Source organism: Stenotrophomonas sp. G4 (genome assembly GCF_003428825.1).
Lineage (GTDB): Bacteria > Pseudomonadota > Gammaproteobacteria > Xanthomonadales > Xanthomonadaceae > Stenotrophomonas > Stenotrophomonas indicatrix.
Genome location: NZ_CP031741.1, coordinates 1,433,122 through 1,455,035, shown reverse-complemented (window position 1 = coordinate 1,455,035; position 21,914 = coordinate 1,433,122). Strand labels below are relative to the sequence as shown.

The 21,914-nt window shown below is 67.5% G+C and carries 15 protein-coding genes and 3 tRNA genes; 7 read left to right on the top strand and 11 right to left on the bottom strand.

The features are described from left to right. Positions 1-263: 263 nt before the first annotated feature. From D0Y85_RS06715 to D0Y85_RS06705, 3 genes are all read right to left on the bottom strand, one after another. Positions 264-3,284, bottom strand: coding sequence for a ligand-binding sensor domain-containing diguanylate cyclase (locus D0Y85_RS06715; RefSeq protein WP_117309925.1), 3,021 nt, complete (start codon positions 3,282-3,284; stop codon positions 264-266). 213 nt (positions 3,285-3,497) lie between these two features. Next, on the bottom strand, positions 3,498-4,889 hold the full coding sequence (locus tag D0Y85_RS06710) for an ATP-binding protein (RefSeq protein WP_117309924.1): 1,392 nt from the start codon (positions 4,887-4,889) through the stop codon (positions 3,498-3,500). A gap of 6 nt (positions 4,890-4,895) precedes the next feature. Then, positions 4,896-5,624, bottom strand: a complete 729-nt coding sequence (locus D0Y85_RS06705) for a response regulator (protein WP_025875399.1) — start codon at positions 5,622-5,624, stop codon at positions 4,896-4,898. A 205-nt stretch (positions 5,625-5,829) separates the two neighbouring features. On the opposite strand from D0Y85_RS06705, the gene D0Y85_RS06700 reads away from it, so the two are divergent. From D0Y85_RS06700 to D0Y85_RS06690, 3 genes are read left to right on the top strand one after another with little or no spacing between them, the layout of a single operon-like run. Continuing rightward, positions 5,830-7,068, top strand: coding sequence for an efflux RND transporter periplasmic adaptor subunit (locus D0Y85_RS06700; RefSeq protein ID WP_117309923.1), 1,239 nt, complete (start codon positions 5,830-5,832; stop codon positions 7,066-7,068). After that, a complete protein-coding gene (locus D0Y85_RS06695) occupies positions 7,065-9,023 on the top strand; it encodes a MacB family efflux pump subunit (RefSeq protein ID WP_032975817.1) in 1,959 nt (652 codons plus the stop codon). The genes D0Y85_RS06700 and D0Y85_RS06695 overlap by 4 nt, the downstream gene beginning before the upstream one ends. Next, positions 9,020-10,459: an efflux transporter outer membrane subunit gene (locus tag D0Y85_RS06690; protein ID WP_117309922.1), complete on the top strand. Its 1,440-nt coding sequence runs from the start codon at positions 9,020-9,022 to the stop codon at positions 10,457-10,459. The genes D0Y85_RS06695 and D0Y85_RS06690 overlap by 4 nt, the downstream gene beginning before the upstream one ends. Before the next feature lie 143 nt (positions 10,460-10,602). On the opposite strand, the gene rlmB is transcribed toward D0Y85_RS06690, so the two are convergent. The 3 genes from rlmB to rnr form a co-directional block, all read right to left on the bottom strand. Continuing rightward, complete coding sequence (gene rlmB, locus D0Y85_RS06685) at positions 10,603-11,346, bottom strand: 23S rRNA (guanosine(2251)-2'-O)-methyltransferase RlmB (protein WP_025875407.1); 744 nt, start codon at positions 11,344-11,346, stop codon at positions 10,603-10,605. 129 nt (positions 11,347-11,475) lie between these two features. After that, positions 11,476-11,961 carry a GFA family protein gene (locus D0Y85_RS06680; RefSeq protein WP_117309921.1) on the bottom strand — a complete coding sequence of 162 codons (486 nt, stop codon included), beginning with the start codon at positions 11,959-11,961 and terminating at the stop codon, positions 11,476-11,478. An 85-nt stretch (positions 11,962-12,046) separates the two neighbouring features. Then, positions 12,047-14,506, bottom strand: a complete 2,460-nt coding sequence (gene rnr, locus D0Y85_RS06675; RefSeq protein ID WP_025875411.1) for a ribonuclease R — start codon at positions 14,504-14,506, stop codon at positions 12,047-12,049. 128 nt (positions 14,507-14,634) lie between these two features. On the opposite strand from rnr, the gene D0Y85_RS06670 reads away from it, so the two are divergent. Together D0Y85_RS06670 and D0Y85_RS06665 are read left to right on the top strand one after the other, a co-directional pair. Next, a tRNA-Leu gene (locus tag D0Y85_RS06670) sits at positions 14,635-14,719 on the top strand. Between the two features lie 159 nt (positions 14,720-14,878). Continuing rightward, positions 14,879-14,965, top strand: a tRNA-Leu gene (locus D0Y85_RS06665). A gap of 60 nt (positions 14,966-15,025) precedes the next feature. On the opposite strand, the gene D0Y85_RS06660 is transcribed toward D0Y85_RS06665, so the two are convergent. After that, the gene (locus D0Y85_RS06660) at positions 15,026-15,772 is read right to left on the bottom strand and encodes a sulfite exporter TauE/SafE family protein (RefSeq protein WP_025877620.1); all 747 of its coding nucleotides are present in this window, start codon (positions 15,770-15,772) and stop codon (positions 15,026-15,028) included. Between the two features lie 96 nt (positions 15,773-15,868). Here D0Y85_RS06660 and D0Y85_RS06655 point away from each other — a divergent pair, with 96 nt between their 5' ends. Then, positions 15,869-16,780, top strand: a complete 912-nt coding sequence (locus D0Y85_RS06655) for a LysR substrate-binding domain-containing protein (RefSeq protein ID WP_117309920.1) — start codon at positions 15,869-15,871, stop codon at positions 16,778-16,780. A gap of 50 nt (positions 16,781-16,830) precedes the next feature. After that, positions 16,831-16,917 (top strand) — tRNA-Leu (locus D0Y85_RS06650). Positions 16,918-17,105: 188 nt separating this feature from the next. On the opposite strand, the gene emrB is transcribed toward D0Y85_RS06650, so the two are convergent. The 4 genes from emrB to emrR are packed head-to-tail and all read right to left on the bottom strand — an operon-like array spanning position 17,106 to position 21,824. Continuing rightward, complete coding sequence (gene emrB / locus D0Y85_RS06645; RefSeq protein WP_025877622.1) at positions 17,106-18,692, bottom strand: multidrug efflux MFS transporter permease subunit EmrB; 1,587 nt, start codon at positions 18,690-18,692, stop codon at positions 17,106-17,108. 8 nt (positions 18,693-18,700) lie between these two features. Next, positions 18,701-19,879 carry a multidrug efflux MFS transporter periplasmic adaptor subunit EmrA gene (emrA, locus tag D0Y85_RS06640; RefSeq protein WP_099783412.1) on the bottom strand — a complete coding sequence of 393 codons (1,179 nt, stop codon included), beginning with the start codon at positions 19,877-19,879 and terminating at the stop codon, positions 18,701-18,703. An 11-nt stretch (positions 19,880-19,890) separates the two neighbouring features. Further along, positions 19,891-21,384, bottom strand: coding sequence for a multidrug efflux transporter outer membrane subunit EmrC (gene emrC / locus D0Y85_RS06635; RefSeq protein ID WP_032975811.1), 1,494 nt, complete (start codon positions 21,382-21,384; stop codon positions 19,891-19,893). Further along, positions 21,381-21,824 (bottom strand): multidrug efflux system transcriptional regulator EmrR, encoded by a 444-nt coding sequence (gene emrR, locus D0Y85_RS06630; RefSeq protein ID WP_025877626.1) that lies wholly within the window; start codon positions 21,822-21,824, stop codon positions 21,381-21,383. The genes emrC and emrR overlap by 4 nt, the downstream gene beginning before the upstream one ends. Between the last annotated feature and the right edge of the window lie 90 nt (positions 21,825-21,914).

Below are 21,914 nucleotides of genomic sequence, written 5' to 3'. Positions count from 1 at the left end.
GCGGGCTGACAGCGATTCCTGGGCAGGCCGGACGGGTGGACTGCGCAGGGGACGCTGCAAGTACATCCCTGTAAGCTCGGTCGCCGCATCCATGCGGCTCACGCCCCTGCGCAGCCCACCCGCCCGGCCACGGACAGTTTCCCGGGCGCCACGGAAAGATCAGAAAAGCGGGAGCAACAGCGGGTCGCTGCGCTCGATGGGTGCCGACTGTTGGTACGGCAATGCCAGTAGATCCACGCCATGCGTGGATGCTTTGCAGTGGATCAACCGATGCTCGTGCGATCCCTGCCGTCACTCTTGGCGCGGTACAACGCGCGGTCGGCGCGCTGGTACAGCAGTGCCGGGGTGCGGTCGTCGCCGTCCAGTTCCACCAGGCCGGCGCTGAAGGTCACCCGCAGGCCCGGGATGCCGGCCCAGTCCGGGTGGTCATGGAACAGGCCACGCAGGCGCGCGCACAGCTGCGCCGCCTCCTCCAGCCGGGTGTCATTGAGCAGCAGTGCGAATTCTTCGCCGCCGGTGCGCGCCGGCAGGTCCGAATCGCGGCTGGCGGCGGCGATCACCTGGGCCACTTCCACCAGTACCGCATCACCGATGCTGTGGCTGTGCTGGTCGTTGACATCCTTGAAGTGGTCGATGTCCAGCACCACCAGGCACAGCGGATGGCCGCTGCGCTGGGCGCGGGCGAAGTCACGGGCCAGCGCCTCGTCGAAGCCGCGACGGTTGGCCAGCCGGGTCAGCGCGTCTTCGCGGGCCTGCCGTTCGAACGCCTCGGCCTGCCGCGCCAGGCGCTCGGCCAGCTCGGTCTTCTCCTGGTTCAGGGCCTGCAGGTGCACGGTCTGCGCCTGCAGGTCGAAGGTCGCCTCGTCCACGCGCTGTGCCAGGCGCAGGTTGCTGGCCTTGTACTGCTGCAGCAGGAAGCGGTACAGCGCCACCAGCGCGGACAGCAGCATCAGCCCGATCAGCGCCTGCACGCTGTGCCGCTGCCACCAGAACGGCTCGACGGTGAAGTTCCACACCGCTTCCTGATGACCCCAGCTGCCGCCCGGGTGCGCGGCGGCCACGTGCAGCGTGTAATCACCCGGCGGCAGACCAACGAATTCCACGCTGCGCTGCGGGCCGCGCTCCACCCAACCGTTGTCCAGCCCCTCCAGCCGCGTGCGGTAGCGGATGCGGTCGGACATCAGGTAGCTCAGACCCACGTAGCTCACCGCAAGCCGTCGCCCACCGGGTATCAGGTTGCGCTCGCGGCCTTCCCAGTGCACCGGCGCACCGTCGACCTGTACGTTCTCGATTGCCGCAGGCGGTGCCGGGCGTTCACGGAAACGCTGCAGCCGCTGCGGGTCGACCATGCTCAGGCCGCCGGCGGTCACCACCCAGAAGGTGCCGTCATGGCGCAGGATCGCCGACGGGCCGGAGCTGCCGTTGGCCTGCGCGTTGGCGATGCCATCGATCTCGTTGTAGCGCTCCACCGTCACCCGCGGTGCACGCCCATCGGCCACCGCGTTGAGCGTGGCCATGTCGGTGCGCAGCACACCTCGGTTGCTGCTGACCCACACATTGCCCAAGCGGTCGGGCACCAGCTGGAACACCGCGTCCACCGGCATGCCCTGCTCCAGGCCCACCCGTGCCAGCGTCCCCGCCTGCCAGCGATACAGCCCGCGGTCGCTGCTGATCCACATCGCATCGCCGATCTGATGGAAGCCGAACACGCTGCGGCCCCCGCCCAGCGGCGCCAGGTCGATCGACTGTACCCGGTCACCGCGCAGCACGCGGACGCCTTCAATGGTGCCGATCCACAGATTTCCCTGGTGATCGTGTTCCAGCGCGGTGGTCAGGCCTGCCGGCATGCCCGCAATCGTGGGCACGCTCACCTCGTCGCCTTCGATGCGGACCACGCCCTTCTGTGTTCCCGCCCAGACCACGCCGTCGGGCGCGATGCTGATCGCACGGATGTTGCCGCCGGGCAGGCCATCGGCCACCGCGTAGTTGTGGCGAAGCCGTCCATCGGCGTGCAAGCGGTAGATGCCGTCGCCGAAGGTGCCCACCCACAGATCGCCGCCGGCATCCTGCGCCAGGCTCAGTACCGAGGGCGCCTTGCCACCGCGGTTGTGCAGCGGTATCGCGCGGAATCGACCGTCGGCGGTCTGCAGGTCCAGGCCGCTGGCGCTGCCCACCCAAAGATGCCGGTCACGGTCTTCGAGCACCGTGCGCACGTAGTCGCCGCTGAGCCCGTCGCGTTCGGTGTAACTGCTGAACAGGGTTTCGCGCAGGCGATACAGACCGCCGTTGGCGCCTACCCATATGCTGCCTTCAGCGTCCTCGCGCAGGCTGACCACACGCCCGCCGGGCAGGTTCAGACCTGCCGGCAGGCGCTCCAGGCCATGCGCCGAGATGCGCAGCAGGCCCTGGTTCTCGGTGCCCAGCCACAGGTCGCCATGGCGGTCCTGCAGCATGGCGGTCAAGTGCAGCTGTCCGGGCAGCCGATGCATCAGCACCAGGCGATCGCCCTCCACCCGGTACAGGCGCTCGCCCGCGACGATCCACAGCGCGCCATCGGGTGCGCGATAGGGCCACGACAGGCCCTTGTCCACGCCCCACACCGCCGGCGCGCGCTGCAGTACGCCGTTGTTGTCGCGCAGCACCAGGCCGTCGAGGGTGCCGATCCAGACCCGGTCCTGCGCGTCGACCGCCATCTTGGTGAAACTCATCGCCAGCGGCAGGTCCGGCGGCGGGCGCTGGTAGACGATGCCCTTGTCCGGGGTCAGATAGCCGATGCCCTTGCCCTCGTACAACAGCCACAGGCGCCCTTGGCTGTCCATCTGCATGGACTGGATCAGCACCTGCGGCGTATCCGGTTGATGTTCCCAGACCCGCCACCGGCCATCGCTGCCACGGTGGCTGACATTGCCGCGCGAATCGCTGATCCACAGACCGCCCTGCGGGTCGACCAGCAGCGCGCCGATGCCGTTGTCGCGCAGCCCCGGCCGGGTGCTGCGGTCGAACACGGTGAAATCCAGGCCGTTGTAGCGCACCAGGCCTTCCCAGGTGGCGAACCACAGATGGCCTTCCGGGGTCTGCGCGATGTCGCGCAGCGAGTTGTGCGGCAGACCATTACGCGAGGTCCACACATCGATGGCGTAGTCACGCAGTGGCGGCGCGCCACCTTGCGCGGCCAATGGCGCGGCAACCGCCAGCAGCAGCCACAGCACACCCAGCCGCAGCAGGCGACCGATGTTCTCCGCGTGGCGCCCGGCCCGGCGCCTGCCCGTCCCCTGCCCGCCCATCAGCGCGGCGGCGGCGGCCAGCTGCGGATGCCGGTGGCGGCAGCAGACGCGAACAGGGACAGCCGCACCGCGCAGGGCGGCATGCCGGCAGGAACAGGCAGGCTCATCGGAGGAAGAATGGGGAAGTACGCAGATGATAGGGCAAACCCTGTCGCCGGCGTCACCGCACCCGGGCAGCCCGGCGCAACCGGGCCCGGGCCGGGATCGACGCTGCTAGCGCGCCTCGGCGCTGGCCGACCACTGCACCACCGCTTCCAGCCCACCCTCGGGGCGGTTGCGCAACCACAACCGGGCGCCGTCCTTCTCGGCCAGCGCGCGGGCGATGGTCAGGCCCAGGCCGGCACCGCCGGTCTCGCGCGAACGTGATGTCTCCACCCGCACGAATGGGTCGAACACCGCTTCCAGCTGGTCATCGGCCAGCCCGGGGCCATCATCGGCAACGACCACCGTAATCGTGTCCTCGCCGCGTTCAACGCGTACCCGGGCGCGTTGCGCGTACATCACCGCGTTGTCCACCAGATTGGAGAACAGGCGGTGCATCGCCAACGGGCGCAGCATCAGTACCGCGCCGCTGCGGCCTTCGAAAACGACGTCGGCGCCGTCCTCGGCGGTGTCCTCGACGATGCTCTCCAGCAGTGAATCCAGATCCAGCGCGGCGCGCTGTTCGGCACTCTCCGCACTCCGGGCCAGTTCCAGCCCCTCGCGTACCAGCGCCTGCATCGCAGCCAGGTCGCCGATCAGGCGCTCGCGCAGCGTCTCGTCGGTCACGTTTTCCAGGCGCAGGCGCAGCCGGGTCAAGGGCGTCTGCAGGTCGTGGGTGATCGCCGCCAGCATCTGCGTGCGTTCGGCCAGGTGGCGCTGCAGCCGGTGCTGCATTGCATTGAAGGCTTCGGCGGCGCGCCGCACTTCGCGCGGCCCGCGCAGCGGCAAGGGTGCCCGCTGCAGGTCATCGCCCAGGTCCTCGGCGGCGGCCGCCAGCTCCTGCAGCGGCGCACTGGCCATGCGTGCAACCACGTAGGCCAGCACGGCAATGGCCAGTACCAGCAGGGTCAGGAACAGCGGGTCCACGGCAAGGATGCCGTTGTGCGCGATGGCCGGCGAATCCAGGGCGAGCTTCAGCAACGTGCCGTCATTGAGCACCACGTCCACCGCCCGGCACTTGGGCGGAATGAAGGTGGGATCGCGCTCGTGTGGCGGCTTGCGGTGACCCGGCGGCGGTGGCGGCAGCAGTTCCTGCAGCTTGGGAATGCACGAACGGAACGAGGCGAAGTGCACATGCGCCCGCGACACCGGGCCCGGGCGGTCTTCCAGTACTTCCATCAGCGCCTTGTCGGCCCGCCCGATGCGCGCGCCGGGCTGCAGTGCCCGCACGCTGGGGCCACCGATCTCCAGCAGCCGCTCGCGCAGCTCCGGGTTGCCGTCGAGCAGGTTGATGTAGCCCTGCAGGCGGTCGGCGATGCGGTTCAGGTTCTGCCGCTCGAATTCCTGCTGCCGCTTGGAACTGGCCAGCATGGTCGCGCCGATCGCGGCCACGCTCATGCCCAGCAGCAGGATCACGAACAGCCGTCCGACCATCGAGGACAGGAAGTGGCGCAGGCGCTTCATCGCGGCTTATTCCAGGTTGACGGCCGAGGCCAGCACATAGCCTTCGTTGCGCACGGTCTTGATCAGGCCATCGGGGCCACCGTCATCGGCCAGCTTGTTGCGCAGCCGGCTGACCTGCAGGTCGATCGCCCGGTCCTGCGCTTCATAGTTGCGGCCGCTGCTGAGGGCCACCAGCTGCTCGCGCGAGAGCACCTTGTTGGCATGGGCGATGAACACCCGCAGCAGGCGGAATTCGGCCCCGGACAGCACCACCACGCGCCCGTCCGGATCGACCAGGTGGCGATGCTCCAGGTCGAAGATCCAGCGTGAGAAACGCGCACGGCGCACCGCCAGCGGTTCCAGGTTGGCCGGCAGCGCTTCGGTACGGCGCAGCACGTTGCGGATGCGCGCCAGCAGTTCACGCGGCTCGAACGGCTTGGCCAGGTAGTCGTCGGCGCCCATTTCCAGGCCGAGTACGCGGTCGATCGGCTCGGCGCGCGCGGTGAGCATGATCACCGGCGTGTTCGAGCGCGCGCGAAGGTCGCGGCACAGGGTCAGGCCATCCTCGCGCGGCAGGTTGAGGTCGAGCACGATCAGGTCCACGTGTTCGCGTTCCAGCAGCTGGCGCATGCTGGTGCCATCGGCGGCGGTGCTGACCTGGTAGCCAGCACGGCCGAGCTGCTCGGCCAGCAGGGTGCGGATATCGTTATCGTCATCGACGATCAGCAAACGGTGCATCGGGTTTTCAGTCTCCATGTCGCGAATCATCCCGTGTCGGCAGCTGAACCGCATCCAGGCCAATGCGTACCACTGTATCCCCCGCAATGCGGGATACCTGCCGATACGCAGTCTCTCAGACAGTGTTACACAGAGACACACCCCGAGGATTGAGCGCGGCGTCGCTCGATCTTCACAATGCCCACCAACGCCGCCGCTGCGGCCCCCAGAGTGAAGCCGCCACGTGATCTCCCGACTGTTGCCCGCGACCCGCAAGGGTCGCCTGATGTTGATCGCCCTGATTGTCCTGATCGCCGCTGTATCCGCCTGGTGGCTGCTGCGCAAGCCGGCCGCACCGGCGCTGGCGACCACCCCGGTCAGCCGCGGCGACATCGAGCAGACGGTGGAAGCTACCGGCGTGATCGACGCCTACAAGCTGGTCAGCGTCGGCGCGCAGGCCTCCGGCCAGATCAAGTCGCTGAAGGTGCAGCTGGGCGATACGGTGAAGGAAGGCGACCTGATCGCCGAGATCGACGCCACCACCCAGCAGAACCAGGTGCTCAACGCGCAGGCCTCGCTGGACCAGGTGACCGCGCAGCGCGCAGTGCAGCAGGCCACCCTGCGCCAGGCCGAACTGGAGTTCGCGCGCCAGCAGCAGATGCTGGCTGCCGAAGCCACTTCGCGCCAGGAATACGATGCCGCCGAGGCCCAGCTGAAGACTGCGCGTGCGCAGCTGCAGTCCTACGAGGCGCAGATCAAGGGCCGCGAAACCGAGCTGGGCACTGCCCGTGCCAACCTGGCCTATACCCGCATCGTCGCGCCGATGGACGGCACCGTGGTGGCGGTAGTGGCCGAGGAAGGCCGCACGGTGAACGCCAACCAGACCGCGCCGACCATCGTGATGCTGGCACGGCTGGACGTAGTGACCGTCAATGCCGAGGTGTCCGAGGCCGACGTGGTCAAGATCAAGGCCGGCATGCCGGTGTACTTCACCACGCTGGGTGACCCGGACCGCAAGTACCACGCTACGCTGCGGCAGATCAATCCGGCACCGGCGTCGATCGCCAACGAAAGCTCGTCCAGTTCCAGCAGCTCGTCCAGTTCCAGCTCCAGCAGCGCGGTCTACTACAACGCGTTGTTCGACGTCGAAAACCCCGATGGCACCCTGCGCATCGACATGACCGCACAGGTATCGGTGCTGCTCAAGCAGGCCAAGGGCGTGCTGATGGTGCCGGCCGTTGCACTGGGACCGAAGTCGCGCGATGGCGAGCGCATCGTGCGGGTGGTCGACGACAAGGGCCAGCCGCAGCCGCGCAGGATCAAGGTCGGCATCAACAACGGCGCCAACGTCGAGGTGCTGTCCGGCCTGAAGGAAGGCGAGCGCGTGGTGGTCGGCGAAGGCGGCGCTGCGGCAGCCGCGGGCGGCGGCAACCGTGGCGGCATGCAGATGCGGGTCGGCGGCCCGGGCATGGGGCGCCGATGAGCATGACGGCGCCACTGCTGCGCCTGCGCGACCTGCGGCGCGAATTCCCGGCCGGCGAGGATGTCATCGCCGTGCTGCGCGACGTCAACCTGGACATCCATGCCGGCGAGATGGTGGCGATCGTCGGCCAGTCCGGGTCGGGCAAGTCCACGTTGATGAACATCCTCGGCTGCCTGGACCGCCCGACCCGTGGCAGCTACCAGGTGGCGGGCCGCGAGACCGGGAAGATGGCGCCCGACGAGCTGGCCGAGCTGCGCCGCGAGCACTTCGGTTTCATCTTCCAGCGCTACCACCTGCTGGGTGATCTCGACGCACGCGGCAATGTGGCCGTGCCGGCGGTGTATGCCGGCAGTCCCGGCCCGGTGCGCACCGCCCGTGCCGAGCAGCTGCTGCAACGGCTGGGCCTGGCCGACCGCATGCACCACAAACCCGGGCAGCTGTCCGGTGGCCAGCAGCAGCGCGTGTCGATCGCGCGCGCGTTGATGAACGGTGGCGAGGTGATCCTGGCCGACGAACCGACCGGCGCCCTGGACACGAAATCCGGCGAAGAGGTGATGGCCATCCTCGGCGAACTGCATGCCGAAGGCCACACCATCATCATCGTCACCCACGACATGAGCGTGGCCGAGCACGCACAGCGCATCATCGAGATCCGCGACGGCGAGATCATCGCCGACCGTGCCAATCCGGCCGCGCCCAGCTACCGTGCGCAACGCGAGCCGAGCGCTGGCGTGGCCCATGGCAGCAGCTGGCAGGCCGCCCGCGACCGCTTCACCGAAGCGTTCCGGATGGCCCTGCTGGCGATGAACGCCCATCGCCTGCGCACCTTCCTGACCATGCTCGGCATCATCATCGGCATCGCTTCGGTGGTCTCGGTGGTGGCACTGGGCAACGGTTCGCAGCAGCAGATCCTGCAGAACATCAGCGCGCTGGGTACCAACACCATCGACGTCTACCCCGGTCGCGGCTTCGGCGACATGCGCTCGGCGCGGGTGCAGACCCTCAAGGCCAGCGATGCCGATGCCCTGTCACGGCAGAGCTACGTCGACAGCGCCACCCCCAGCGTGTCCAGTTCGGTCACCGCGCGCTACCGCAACCAGTCGGCCACCGCGCAGATCAGCGGCGTCGGCGAGCAGTACTTCCGGGTGAAGGGCGTGAGCCTGCTCAGCGGCAGCTTCTTCGACACCGACGCGGTGAAGGGGCTGGGCCAGGTGGCGGTGATCGATGAGAACACCCGGACCCAGTTCTTCCCCGATAGCGATCCGATCGGCCAGGTGATCCTGCTTGGCAACGTGCCGGTGCGGGTGGTCGGCGTGGCCAAGAAGCAGAGCTTCGGTTTCGGCGGCAGCACCAGCCTGAGCGTGTTCGTGCCCTACACCACGGTAATGTCGCGCATGCTCGGGCAGAGCCACGTTTCCAGCATCACCGTGCGGGTGAACGATGAAACGCCGATGGATGCGGCACAGGAAGCGATCACCCGGCTGCTGACCATGCGCCACGGCACCGAGGACTTCTTCCTCAGCAACAGCGCCGAGATCCGCGACACCATCGAACAGACCACGCGCACGATGACCCTGCTGATCGGCGCCATTGCCGCCATCGCGCTGCTGGTCGGTGGCATCGGCGTGATGAACATCATGCTGGTCTCGGTGACCGAGCGCACCCGCGAGATCGGCGTGCGCATGGCGGTGGGGGCGCGGCAGAGCGACATCCGCCAGCAGTTCCTGATCGAAGCGGTGCTGGTATGCCTGCTCGGCGGATTGCTTGGCATCGGCCTGGCACTGCTGATGGGCGTGTTGATCGGCCGGTTCGCCAGCGATTTCCAGGTGCTGTTCTCCACCGCTTCCATCATTGCCGCCTTCGCCTGCTCGACCCTGATCGGCGTGGCGTTCGGCTTCCTGCCGGCACGCAGTGCCGCCCAGCTCGACCCGGTGGAGGCCCTGGCCCGCGAATGAAGATGATGACCCGACTGCCCTTCCCCGCTCCCTCGCGCCTGCTGCTGTCCGGCGCCGTGCTGCTTGCACTCTCCGCCTGCGCTTCCGTGGGCCGCTATCCGGTCGAAGACCCCAGCGTTGCCGCCACCTATGGTCGTGGCGATGCGACCCTCAACGCACCGGCCGACGACCCACGCAGTGGCCTGGACACCCCGGCCCGTGACGTCCGCCAGGACAACTGGTGGACCGGCTTCGGCGACGAGCGCCTCGACCGCCTCGTCGCGCAGGCGCTTGCCGCCAACAGCGACCTCGGTGCGGCCGGGCTGGCGGTGCAGCGTGCACGCCTGCAGGCCGGGCTGGCCAGCAACGCGTTGTGGCCGCAGCCTTCGTCGTCCGGCGTGAGCGGCAGCGGCAGCCGCGCCACCGACCAGGCCGACGACTGGCGCCGCAGCTATTCCACCGGCGTGTCGCTGGGGTGGGAGATCGATCTGTGGGGCCGCCTGCGCACCCAGCGCGACATCGCCCGCTGGGAGGCCGACGCCAGCGAAGAAGACCGGCAGAACACCGCCCTGCTGGTGATCGGCGATGTCATCAACCAGTACTGGGCACTGGCCTACCTCAACCAATCCATCGCCACCGGCCAGGCCAACCTTGAGCGGCTGCAGCGCACGCACGAACTGGTACAGGCGCGCTTCGATGCCGGTGCGGTTTCGCGCCTGGAAGTACGCCAGGCACTGCAGAACCTGCAGTCGCAGCGTTCGGCGCAGAGCGCGCTGGAACAACAGCGGGTGGAGGTGCGCAACGCGCTGACCGTGCTGCTGGATGGCACGCCGTGGCCGCAGCAGGACGAACCGCAGAACCTGCAGGAGGTGCAGAGCCCGAGCATTGCCGAAGGCCTGCCCGCCGACCTGCTCGGCCGCCGGCCCGACCTGCGCGCGGCCGAACTGCGGCTGCGCAACAGCCTGAAGACGATCCGGGTGACCGCCACCCAGTACTACCCGGCACTGAGTCTTACCGGCAGCCTGGGTTCCAGCGCCACCTCGCTGGGCGATGTGCTGCGCAATCCGGTGGCGACGCTGGGGGCTGGGCTGTCGCTGCCCTTCCTCAACCTGCAGCGCGCGCAGCTGGATACGGACGTGGCCGGCACCAACTACCAGATCGCCGCCACCAACTTCCGCAAGACGCTGTACACCGCGCTGTCGGAGGTGGACAACGCCTTGTCCGCACGCGAGCAGCTGCTGCGCCAGGTAACCGCGTCGCAGGCGTCCTACGATGAAGCGGTGGAAGTGGAACGTGCGCAGGAAGTGCGCTATCGCGTGGGCGCCACCGATCTGCGCACCTGGCTGGAAGCGCAGCAGACCCGGCGCGACGCGGAACTGTCACTGGCACGGGTGCGGCAGAGCCAGTTGAACAACGACGTGACGCTGTTCAAGGCGCTGGGAGGCAGTGCGGGGTAAGGCGCTGCGTCATGCATGTAGCCGGTAGCGCCGGGCCATGCCCGGCGATTCCCTGCGGCAGCACAACGTGTACCGCGCTGCACGATCGCCGGGCATGGCCCGGCGCTACCGGGAGCGCGTGACACGCCCCCGATCGCTGCCGATCAACCGCGCTGGCGCACGGCCTCGAACAGGCTGACACCGGCAGCAACCGAGACGTTCAGGCTCTCGATCTCGCCCGGCATCGGAATCTTGACCAGGCCATCGCAGTTTTCGCGGGTGAGGCGGCGCAGGCCGTCGGCTTCGCCGCCCAGCACCAGGGCGATGTTGCCCTTCAGGTCCAGCTGGTACAGCGACGCAGTCGCCTCACCGGCCAGGCCGTAGATCCACACGCCCTGCTTCTGCAGGTCCTTCAGGCAGCGCGACAGGTTGGTCACCGCCACCACCGGAATAAGGTCGGCAGCACCGGCCGAGGTCTTGCGCACGGTGGCGTTGACCGTGGCCGACTTGTCCTTGGGAATGATCACGGCGGTAGCGCCGGCAGCGGCGGCCGAACGCAGGCAGGCGCCGAGATTGTGCGGGTCCTGCACCTCGTCCAGCACCAGCAGCAGGGCCTTGCCTTCCGCAGCCGTGACCAGGCCTTCCAGCTCGTTCTCGTTGTAGGTGCGGGCGGCGGCATAGCGTGCAGCCACGCCCTGGTGGCGCACCGAACCGCCCACGCCGTCCAGCGCCTGGCTGTTGACCTTGCGCACGTCGATGCCCTTGCGGCGGGCGTTTTCCTCGATTTCGACCAGGCGCGGGTTCTTCGCACCGGCCTCGACCAGCACTTCGCGGACGTTCTCGGCGTCGTTCTCGATGGAGGAGGCGACGGCGTTGACGCCGACGATCCACTGGCTGTTCTTGCTCATGCGGGCAGGACCGGAAAGGGGGTGGCTATGGTAGAGCATCGGCGGACGTGGCGCTGCGGCGGCTGGCCGGTAGCGCCGGGCCATGCCCGGCGACCGTTGTCCGTCGCCCCCGCCGGGCAAGGCCCGGCGCTACCCGCGCGAGCGCGGCGGCCAGTGCGGGGTGTCGTGGTCGGGATGCTGGTGGGAAACAACCGTGGCCAGGAATTCCAGCGCGGCCATGTCCTGTTCCGTGCGGCGTGCCGGCAGCCGGCCAAGCCCATCGACGAAGGGCAGCTTGCGCTCGACGCCGTACTGAAGGGTTGGCGGCAGTCGTTCAGGCTGGTCGAACGCACCGGCGGCCACCGCCACGCCATCGGGGGCCTCATAGGTCAATGGCGTGCCGCAATCGGCGCAGAAGCCGCGCCGCACTACGTTGGACGACTGGAAATAGCGCGGTTGGCCACGGGTCCAGCTGAACTGCACACCGCGCACCGACACCAGTGGCGCGTAGTAGGCGCCGAAGGCCTTCTGGCACATCCGGCAGTGGCAGATCGAGCTGTCGGTCAGCTCGCCCCGCGCCTGGAAGCGGATCGCGCCGCACTGGCAGCCGCCGCTGTATTCGGGTTGGCCCTGCATTGCTGCATTCCTCCGGAACCTCGTGCCAACCAACGGTTGGCACCTACCGGGTGAGGTGGGTGCCGACCGTTGGTCGGCACAGCTTTCAATACTTCTTCTTCGCGCGCTTGGCTGGCTTGCCGCGCTCGGGCAGCGGGGCCGGGCCTGCTTCCTCTTCCTCGCCCTTGTGCTCGACCAGGCGGAAGTCGATCTTGCGTTCTTCCATGCTGGCCTTCAGCACCAGGATGCGCACCTGGTCACCCAGCCGGTAACTGCTGCCGCGGCGCTCACCGGTCAGCGTCTTGCGGGTCGCGTCGAACTTGTAATAGTCCTGCGGCAACTGGGTCACGTGCACCAGGCCCTGCACCTTCGAGTCGGCCAACTCCACGAACAGGCCAAAGCTGGTCACGCCGCTGATCACGCCGTCGAACTGGCCACCGACGTGTTTTTCCATCCACGCCGCGCGGTAACGCTCATCCACTTCACGCTCGGCCTCATCGGCGCGACGCTCACGCTCGGAACACTGCAGTGCCAGTGCTGCCATCTCGCGGGCGGTGTAGGTGAACTTGTCCAGCGGCTTGCCCGACAGCGCATGCTTGATCGCCCGGTGCACCAGCAGATCCGGGTAACGACGGATCGGCGAGGTGAAGTGCGCATACGCTTCCAGCGCCAGGCCGAAGTGGCCGTTGTTGTCGGGGCTGTACACGGCCAGGCTCTGGCTGCGCAGCAACACCGATTCCAGCAGCGTGGCATCGGGGCGGTCGCGGATCTTCTTCAGCAGCTTGGTGTAATCACCCGGGCGCACCTTCGACCACGGCGGCAGGCTCAGCTTGAACTCCTTGAGGAATTCCAGCAGATCGGCGTACTTGGTCTCCGGCGGCTTCTCATGCACGCGGTAAGGCGCGGGCACGTGGCGCGACAGCAGGTACTTGGCCGCCTCCACGTTGGCCGCGATCATGCATTCCTCGATCAGCTTGTGCGCATCGTTGCGCACCAGCATGCCGGCCTGAGTGACTTCACCGCGGTTGTCGAGCACGAAGCGGACTTCGCTGCTTTCAAACTCGATCGCGCCACGCTTGCTGCGCGCCTTGGACAGCACCTTGTACAGCTGGTGCAGGCGCTGCACCTGGGGCAGCAGGTCGCCGATGAAGGCCTTGGCACCGGCATCGTCCTCGCCCACCGCCTGCCACACCTGGGTGTAGGTCAGGCGCGCATGCGAATTCATCACCGCTTCGTAGAAGCGCGAGCCGGTCACCTGGCCCTCACGGTCGATCTGCATGTCGCAGACAAAGCACATGCGGTCAACCTTCGGCATCAGCGAACAGATACCGTTGGACAGCGTTTCCGGCAGCATCGGCACCACGAAGCCCGGGAAGTACACCGAGGTCGCGCGCTTCTGTGCTTCATCGTCCAGCGGCGTGCCCGGACGGACATAATTGGAGACATCGGCAATGGCCACCACCAAACGGAAGCCATCGGCGTTCGGCTCGCAGTACACCGCGTCGTCGAAGTCCTTGGCGTCCTCGCCATCGATGGTCACCAGCGGCGTGCTGCGCAGGTCGACGCGGCCGCCGATCATCGCCGGCTCGACCACCAGCGGTACCGAGGCGGCTTCATCCAGCACCTCCTGCGGGAACTCGAACGGCAGCTCGTGGCCGTGGATCGCAGTTTCCACCACCAGCGAGGCAGTCAGCTTGTCGCCGAGCACGGCGATGATGCGGCCGATCGGCGGACGGCGGCTGTCCGGTGCCTGGGTCAGTTCGCAGACGACCAGCTGGCCATCGTTCGCGCCGCCGGTCTGGTCCGGCGGTACCTGCACGTTGCGCTGGATGCGCTTGTCATCGGGCACCACGTAGTTGATGCCCATCTCGACGCTGAAGCGGCCGATCAGGCGCGTCATGCCGCGCTCGAGCACGCGGGCGATGCTGCCTTCGCGACGGCCGCGGTGGTCAATGCCGGTGACACGTGCCAGCACCTTGTCGCCGTGCATCACCTTGCGCATTTCATAGGGCGGCAGGAACAGATCGTCACCGCCTTCGACCGGGCGCAGGAAGCCGAACCCTTCCGGATTGGCGATCACCACGCCGGTGACCAGGTTCAACGTCTGGATGGGCGCGAAGCCGCCGCGGCGGTTCTGCACCAGCTGGCCGTCGCGGACCATGGCGCCGAGCCGGCGCGACAGCGCTTCGGCACGGTCCGGTGCGGTCAGGCCCAGGCGCGCGCCGAGTTCCTCAGCCGTCTGCGGCCCTTCGCAGCGTTCCAGCAGGGCCAGGATGGCCTCGCGGCTGGCGATGGGTTGTTCGTACTTTTCCGCTTCGCGGGAGGCGTAGGGATCATCGATCACCTTGCCCGCCGGCGGCAGCTTGCGACCCGTTGCCGGGCCCGGCGGCTCGGCGTTGCGGCGGCCACGCCCCGGAGGCGGTGCACCGCCTTCGGCCAGTGCGGGGAGCCAGCCCGGCAACGGCTTGCCCGGCTTGTTGTTGCGGGCAGTGCCCTGCTTGGTGCCCTTGTTGGGGGCTTCACTGCGGGACTTGCTCCCGCCCTTGCTTGGTTTTTTGGTAGTCATCGCCCTCCATGGTAGCCGCTGTGGGCGTGCAGAACGGGTCAGCGCCCGTCTTTGAACAATCGGGTGAAAAACGTTCACGAAATCGTTGACAGCCTGCGTGTTCATCTTCACAATTGCGCCTCTGGAACGCCCAGATGGCGGAATTGGTAGACGCACTAGTTTCAGGTACTAGCGGGTAAAACCGTGGAGGTTCGAGTCCTCTTCTGGGCACCAACGAAAAAACTCCTCGCTCCGGCGGGGATTTTTTTTGCCTGAAATCCGGCTGCCGCACCCATCCACGCATGGCGTGGATCTACTGAGCGCGTTGGACGCAGGAATTTCAGAAGGGTGTTGACACCTCCGTCACGGCACCCCATAATTCTCCTCCTCGACGCCCAGGTGGCGGAATTGGTAGACGCACTAGCTTCAGGTGCTAGCGGGGGCAACTTCGTGGAGGTTCGAGTCCTCTCCTGGGCACCATGTCGAGAATGAAAAACACCCGCGAAAGCGGGTTTTTTCTTGTCTGGCGTCCGGCCGGCATCACCACCACGAACGCAGCATCAGCTCCAGGCCCAGCAGCAGCAGGAAGCCGAGGAAGCAGGCGCGGAACACGCGCGCACTGATGCGCTGGCGGATCACCTGCCCCAGCCACATGCCCAGCAGCGCCGGCAGCACCGCCAGCGCGCTCAACCCCAGCTGCTGCACGCCAAACGCACCGTTGAGCACCAGTCCGGTGGTCAGCGAGATCGTCGATACGGTGAACGCCAGGCCCAGCGCCTGCACCAGCTCCTCGCGCTGCAACCCCAGCGACTGCAGGTACGGCACCGCCGGCATGACGAACACGCCGGTGGCGCCGGTGACCACGCCGGACACCGCCCCGACCAGCGGCCCCAGCCAGCGCTCGCGCCGCTGTGGTACGCGGAACACCGGCGCCACCAGTGCGTACAGCGCATACACCACCAGCGCCACGCCCAACGCGGCGCGCGAGGCGTCACGATCCACCCGCACCAGCAGCGCGGCCGAACCCAGCGTCACCACCACCACGGCCAGCATCATCGGCCACAGCCGCCGCAGGGTGCGGCCCAGTGATGGCCCGGACAGCAACTGCCAGGCATTGGTGACGAAGGTGGGAATGAACAGCATCGAGGCCGCCGCCACCGGCGACAACGCGCCGCCCAGCAGTCCCATCGCCACCGTCGGCAGGCCCATGCCGGTCACGCCCTTGACCACCCCGGCCAGCACGAACACCACCACCAGCAACCCATAGAAGTATGTCGTCTCGTTCATGCCGCCATTGGAGCCGGCGCCGCAGGCGCGCACAATGCGGTCTTCCCGCCTGCGCCTTCGGACCAGCCGAAGGCAGGGCCGAGCGGAGCAAACGACATGCGCTTGGACATTGCCGATCTGCGCCTGTTCCTGGCGGTGGCCGAAGCCGGCAGCATCACCGCCGGCGCGGTGGAGGCGAATCTGGCACTGGGATCGGCCAGCGAACGCCTGCGCGCCATCGAAACCGACGCTGGCACGGCGCTGCTGACCCGTCACCCGCGCGGCATCAGCCTCACCGAAGCGGGTGCCGCGCTGGCCCATCACGCGCGATTGATCCTGCAGCAGCAGGCGCAGCTGCGCGGCGAACTGCAGGCGTTCGCCCACGGTGCGCGCGGCACGCTGCACCTGTACGCCAACACCGCGGCATTGACCAACTACCTGCCCGCGCGGCTGGCCCCATGGCTGGCAGAGCGCCCTCGCCTGCGCGTGGAACTGCACGAACGCACCAGCAATGAAGTCGTGCGCGCGATCCGTGCCGGCCAGGCAGAGGCCGGCATCATCAGTGATGCCGTTCCCGCCGATGGACTGCACCGCCATGTCGTTGCCGAAGACCCGCTGATGATGCTGCTGCCGGCCGGCCACCGCTTCGCCGCGCGGCGCTCGCTCGACTTCAGCGATGTGCTGGGCGAGACCTTCGTTGCCCTGGCCGACGGCAATGCGCTGCAGACCTATATTGAAGAGCTGGCGGCAGAGGCCGGACGCACGCTCGACGTGCGCATTCGCATGAAGACCTTTGAAGGCCTGTGCACGATGGTGGGCCATGGCATCGGTGTGGGCATCGCGCCGCGCACGATCGCGCGGCAACATCGGCGGGCCACCGGCATCGTCGCCGTTGCACTCGGCAACGCATGGGCACAACGCCGGCTGTGCGCCGCGTTCGCCGACTGGACATCGCTCTCGCCACCGATGCGTAGCCTGCTGCTGCATCTGGATGTGGACGCGGAAGCCGGTGCAGAAAAAAATGTGTGAAATGGTGTTGACACATATCCAGCCTTCCTGCAGAATTCTCCTCCTGAGTCGCCCAGGTGGCGGAATTGGTAGACGCACTAGCTTCAGGTGCTAGCGGGGGCAACTTCGTGGAGGTTCGAGTCCTCTCCTGGGCACCATGACTCAGACAATGATCAAACCCGCGCAAGCGGGTTTTTTCATGTCCAGCATTCGAAACGCGATCGCCTGCGCGGCAGTCCATCCACGCATGGCGTGGATCTACTGGAATTCGCATGCATGCGTGGATGCACTGCAAACAAAAACCCCGCCTTCCGGCGGGGTTTTGTTTTTCAGCAACAGCGATCGATCAGTGCCCGCCACCGGCGGCAGCACCCGCGCCCGCACCGAAGGGCGGCTTGGCCAGCCACAGGAACGAGATGATCGCCAGGAAGATCCAGCCCAGCAGGAAGAAGATGTCGTTGAAGCCCATCTGCGATGCCTGGTGGTTGATCATGTTGTTCAGCACCGCCGCGCCATGTTGCAGGTCGCCCTGCCCCATCGCCGCCACCTGATCCTGCATGCCCGGCTGATAGGCCGAAATGTGTTCGGTCAGGTCCGCGTGATGCACCTGCGTGCGACGTGCCCACAGCCAGGTGGTCAGCGACGCCGCGAAGCTGCCGCCCAGCGTACGCAGGAACGTGGCCAGGCCCGAACCGGCCGCGATCTCACGACCATCCAGGTCCGACAGCAGGATCTGCAGCACCGGCATGAAGAACAGCGCCACGCCGATGCCCATGATCAGCTGCACGCCGGCCACATGATGGAAGTCCACCTGCAGGTTGAAACCCGAACGCAGGAAGCTGGTCATCGACAGCACCACGAACGCGATGGTGGCCAGCATGCGCATGTCGAAACGCGATGCGTACTTGCCCACGAACGGGGTCATGATCACCGGCAGTACACCGATCGGGGCTGTTGCCAGACCGGCCCAGATCGCGGTGTAACCCATGTCGCGCTGCAGCCACTGCGGAATCAGCAGGGCCACGCTGAAGAACGCCGCGTAGGCCACCACCATCGCCAGCGTACCGGCACGGAAGTTCCGGTGCCGGAACAGCTTCAGGTCGACGATCGGGTCCTTGTCGGTCAGCTCCCAGATCAGGAACACGGTCAGCGCCACCACGGCCACGCAGGCAAGCACCACGATCTTCATCGACGAGAACCAGTCTTCGTCGTTGCCCAGGTCGAGTACCAGCTGCAATGCGCCCACGCCGATCACCAGGGTGACCAGGCCGACGTAGTCCATCTTCGGCTTCTCGACGTGCTCGGGGCGACCCTTCAACTGGTTGCCCACCACCAGCGCAGCGAAGATGCCCAGCGGCACGTTGATCAGGAAGATCCATTCCCAGCTGTAGTTGTCGGTGATCCAGCCACCGAGGATCGGCCCGCAGATCGGCGCCACCACGGTGATCATCGCCAGCAGCGCCAGCGCCTGCCCGCGTTTCTCCCGTGGATAGATCGAGACCAGCAGCGACTGGGTGATCGGGTACATCGGGCCGGCGACGAAGCCCTGCAGTGCACGCGACAGCACCAGCATGCCCATGCTCTGGGCCAGACCGCACAGCAGCGAGGTGATCACGAAGGCCAGCGTGGCCCACACGAACAGCTTGCGCTCGCCGAAGCGACGGCTGAGCCAGCCGGTCAGCGGCAGCGCGATCGCGGTGCTGACCGCGAACGAGGTGATGACCCACGTCGCCTGCTGCGAACTGGCGCCAAGATTACCGGCGATGGTCGGCAGCGAGACGTTGGCGATGGTGGTGTCGAGCACCTGCATGAACGAGGCCATCGCCAGGCCCACGGTGCACAGGGCCACGCTGGGTGGCAGGAAGCCAGCGGCCGCACCCGGCGCCGCCGGTGCGCCCGGAGAGCCGGGCGCAGCTGGAGCTTGTGCGGACATGGCCGACCTCAGCTCGCCTTGGACTGCTGCGGCAGGTTGCCCTGGATGATCGTGTGGATCACCTCATCGGCATCGTGCAGCTGCTTGGCATACACGTCGGTGTCGAACACCGTGCCCTTGGCGGCTGCGCTCGGCAGCACTTCGCCCTTCTGGTCGCGCAGGCTCACCTCGGCCTTCATCGACAGGCCGATGCGCAGCGGGTGTTCGGCCAGCTGCTTGGCATCGATGGCGATGCGCACCGGCACGCGCTGCACGATCTTGATCCAGTTGCCGCTGGCGTTCTGCGCCGGCAGCAGCGAGAACGCCGAGCCGGTGCCCAGGCCCAGGCTGTCGATGCGGCCCTTGTACTTGACGTCGCCGGCATACAGGTCCGACTTCAGCTCCACTTCCTGGCCCAGGCGCATGTGCCGCAGCTGGGTTTCCTTGAAGTTGGCTTCGACCCACATCTGCTCGGTCGGCACCACCGCCATCAGCGCATTGCCCGGCTGCACGCGCTGGCCGACCTGCACCGAACGACGGGCGACATAGCCGGTGACCGGCGCGACGATGCCCGAACGCGCATTGTTGAGGAAGGCCTGGCGCAGCTGCGCGGCGGCAGCCTGCACATCCGGCTGGGTGGCGATCACGGTGTCATCGACCAGTGCGCGGTTGCGCTCGACGGTCTCGCGCGAACCGGCCACGGCCGCTTCGGCAGCTGCCAGCTCGTCGCGGGCGTGGGCCAGTTCTTCGTTGGAGATGGCGCCGGTGGCGGCCAGGTCCTTGCGGCGTGCAAAGTCGTCGCGCACGCGCTTCAGGGTCACCTGGCGTGCGTTCAAGTCCGCCTGCGCACCTTCGACGCTGCGGTACAGGCCGCGGGTCTGGCGCACGGTCTTGGCCAGGTTGGCTTCGGCCTGCTGCAGGGCCACCGAGGTATCGGCCGGGTCCAGCTGCACCAGCAGCTGGCCGCGCTCCACGCGCATGCCGTCATCGGCGTTGATCGCGACCACGGTACCGGCCACCAGCGGGGTGATCTGCACCTGGTTGCCCTGCACGTAGGCGTCGTCGGTCTCTTCGAACCAACGGCCGAACATGAAGTACCACAGCGCCAGTGCCGCCAGCAGCAGCACGACGATCACGAACAGGCCGCGCAACAGCTTGCCGCGGCGGTTGGGGGCGGCGGGGGCCGCAGTGTCTTGGGTCTGGCTCATGGCAGGGGTCTTCAGGAATGCGAGGAATCGGAATGGGAAGCAAGCGGTGCGGCATCAGCGTCACTGGGCTGGAAACCACCGCCGAGCGCCTTGCTCAGGCGCACCGAGGTCTGCAGCTGCTGCGACTGCAGGCCGGCCAGCTGCTGCTGCGACTGCAGCAGGGTGGACTGCGCGGTCAACACGTCCAGGTAGCTGCCGATGCCAGCGCGATAGCGCTGCTGGGCCAGGTCGAACGCAGCGCGTGCGGTATCCACCGCCTGCTGTTGCGACTGCGCCTGCTGCGCCAGTGAGCGCACCGCGTTGACCTGGTCGGCCACGTCGCGCAGTGCATCGAGCACCGCCTGGTTGTAGTTCGCCACGGCCAGGTCGTACTGCGCATCGGTGTTGGCCAGGTTGGCCCGCAGCTTGCCGCCTTCGAAGATCGGCAGGCTCAGCGCCGGGCCGATGTAGGCGAAGCTGGAACTGCTCTGCAGCAGGTCGCCGACATTCGGTGCGACCACGCCGGCCAGCGCGGTCAGGTTGAGGCTCGGGTAGAACCGGGTCTTGGCGACCTTGATCTGCTTGTCGGCCGCTTCCACCCGCCAGCGCGCGGCGACGATGTCGGGGCGACGGCCGAGCAGTTCACTGGGCACTACGCCCGGCAGCTGCAGGGCCAGCGGGTTCATCGCCCGCGGGCGTTCGATCGACAGGCCGCGGTCCGGGCCCTTGCCGACCAGCGCGGCCAGCGCCGTGCGCCCGGCATCGATGCGCTGCTGCGCCGCCAGCAACTGCTGCTGTGCGGCCGGCACGCGGGCTTCGGCCTGGCGCACCTGCAGATCGCTGTCGATGCCGGCACTACGACGCTGCCGGGTCAGCTGCAGCGACTTCTGCGAGCGCGCCAGTTCTTCTTCGGCCACGTCGTTGAGCTGCCAGGCGTAGGCCAGGTCGGTATAGGCCTGGGCGATGCCGGTGGACAGGTTCAGGCGCGCGGCCTGGGCTTCGACAGTCGCGGCGTGGGCGCCATCCACGGCAGCCTCCCAGGCGGCGCGCTTGCCGCCCCAGAGGTCGATGCCGTAGCTGAAGTCGAACGCGATCTGGCTGCTGCCAGCGTAGTGGCCGCCGATTTCATCGCCAGCCATCGATTCGGGCAGGCGCAGGCCGGTGTAACCACCGGACACGGAGAGGCTGGGCAGGCGATCGGCGCGCGCGGTGCCGACCTGCGACTGTGCCTGGCGCAGGCGCGCGTCGGCGGCGTCCAGGCTCGGATGGCCGGCCAGGCCTTCGGCGATCAGCGCATCCAGTTGCGCATCGCCCAGTGCCTTCCACCAGTCCTGGGCAGGAAAACCGGCTGCGCTCAGGTCGCTGTCGGCCAGGGTACGTTCGCTGTGCAGGCTGTCCACGTCGAGCACGTGGCCCTGCGGGTCAAGGCCACGGCTGCTTGCGCAGGCGGCCAAGGCCAGGGCCAGCGCTGAAACCAGCAGCGCGCGCCCGGAGCGGCGGAGAGTGGGATGCGGGATCGGGTTCATGGGGTTGTCAGGGAATCGCGGATTCGGGTCAGGAGGGACAGCAGCTGCGTGCGTTCGTCGGCGGACAGATCGCGCAGGGCGTAATCCATCACCGCGTCGCCGCGCAGCTTCAACCGCGCCCACAGCGCGCGGCCTTCATCGGTCAATACGATCTGCAGTGCACGCCGGTCCTGCGCATGCGGCTCACGGCGCACGCAACCGAGCGCTTCCAGCTTGTCCAGCAGGCGGGTGACCGCGCTGGGCACCTGGTCGATGGCCTGGGCCAGCTCGTTGGCCGTGCACGGCGCCATGTTCGAGAGCACCTTCAGCCCGATGTAGTGGGTGAAGCCGATGCCGAGGTCTTCTTCGGCCATGGACGCGTCGAGCTGGCGGACCAGGCCGTCGCGCACCTGGCGCAGCAGCAGGCCGAAGCTGGGGGGAGTGGTTGCAGGACAGATCATGGGGGAGCATTCTCTTCCAAAAAAAATATTTCTCAATGGAAATATTCGATCTGGCATCAAATGCTGTGTTGCAGCAGTGGGCTGGATCAG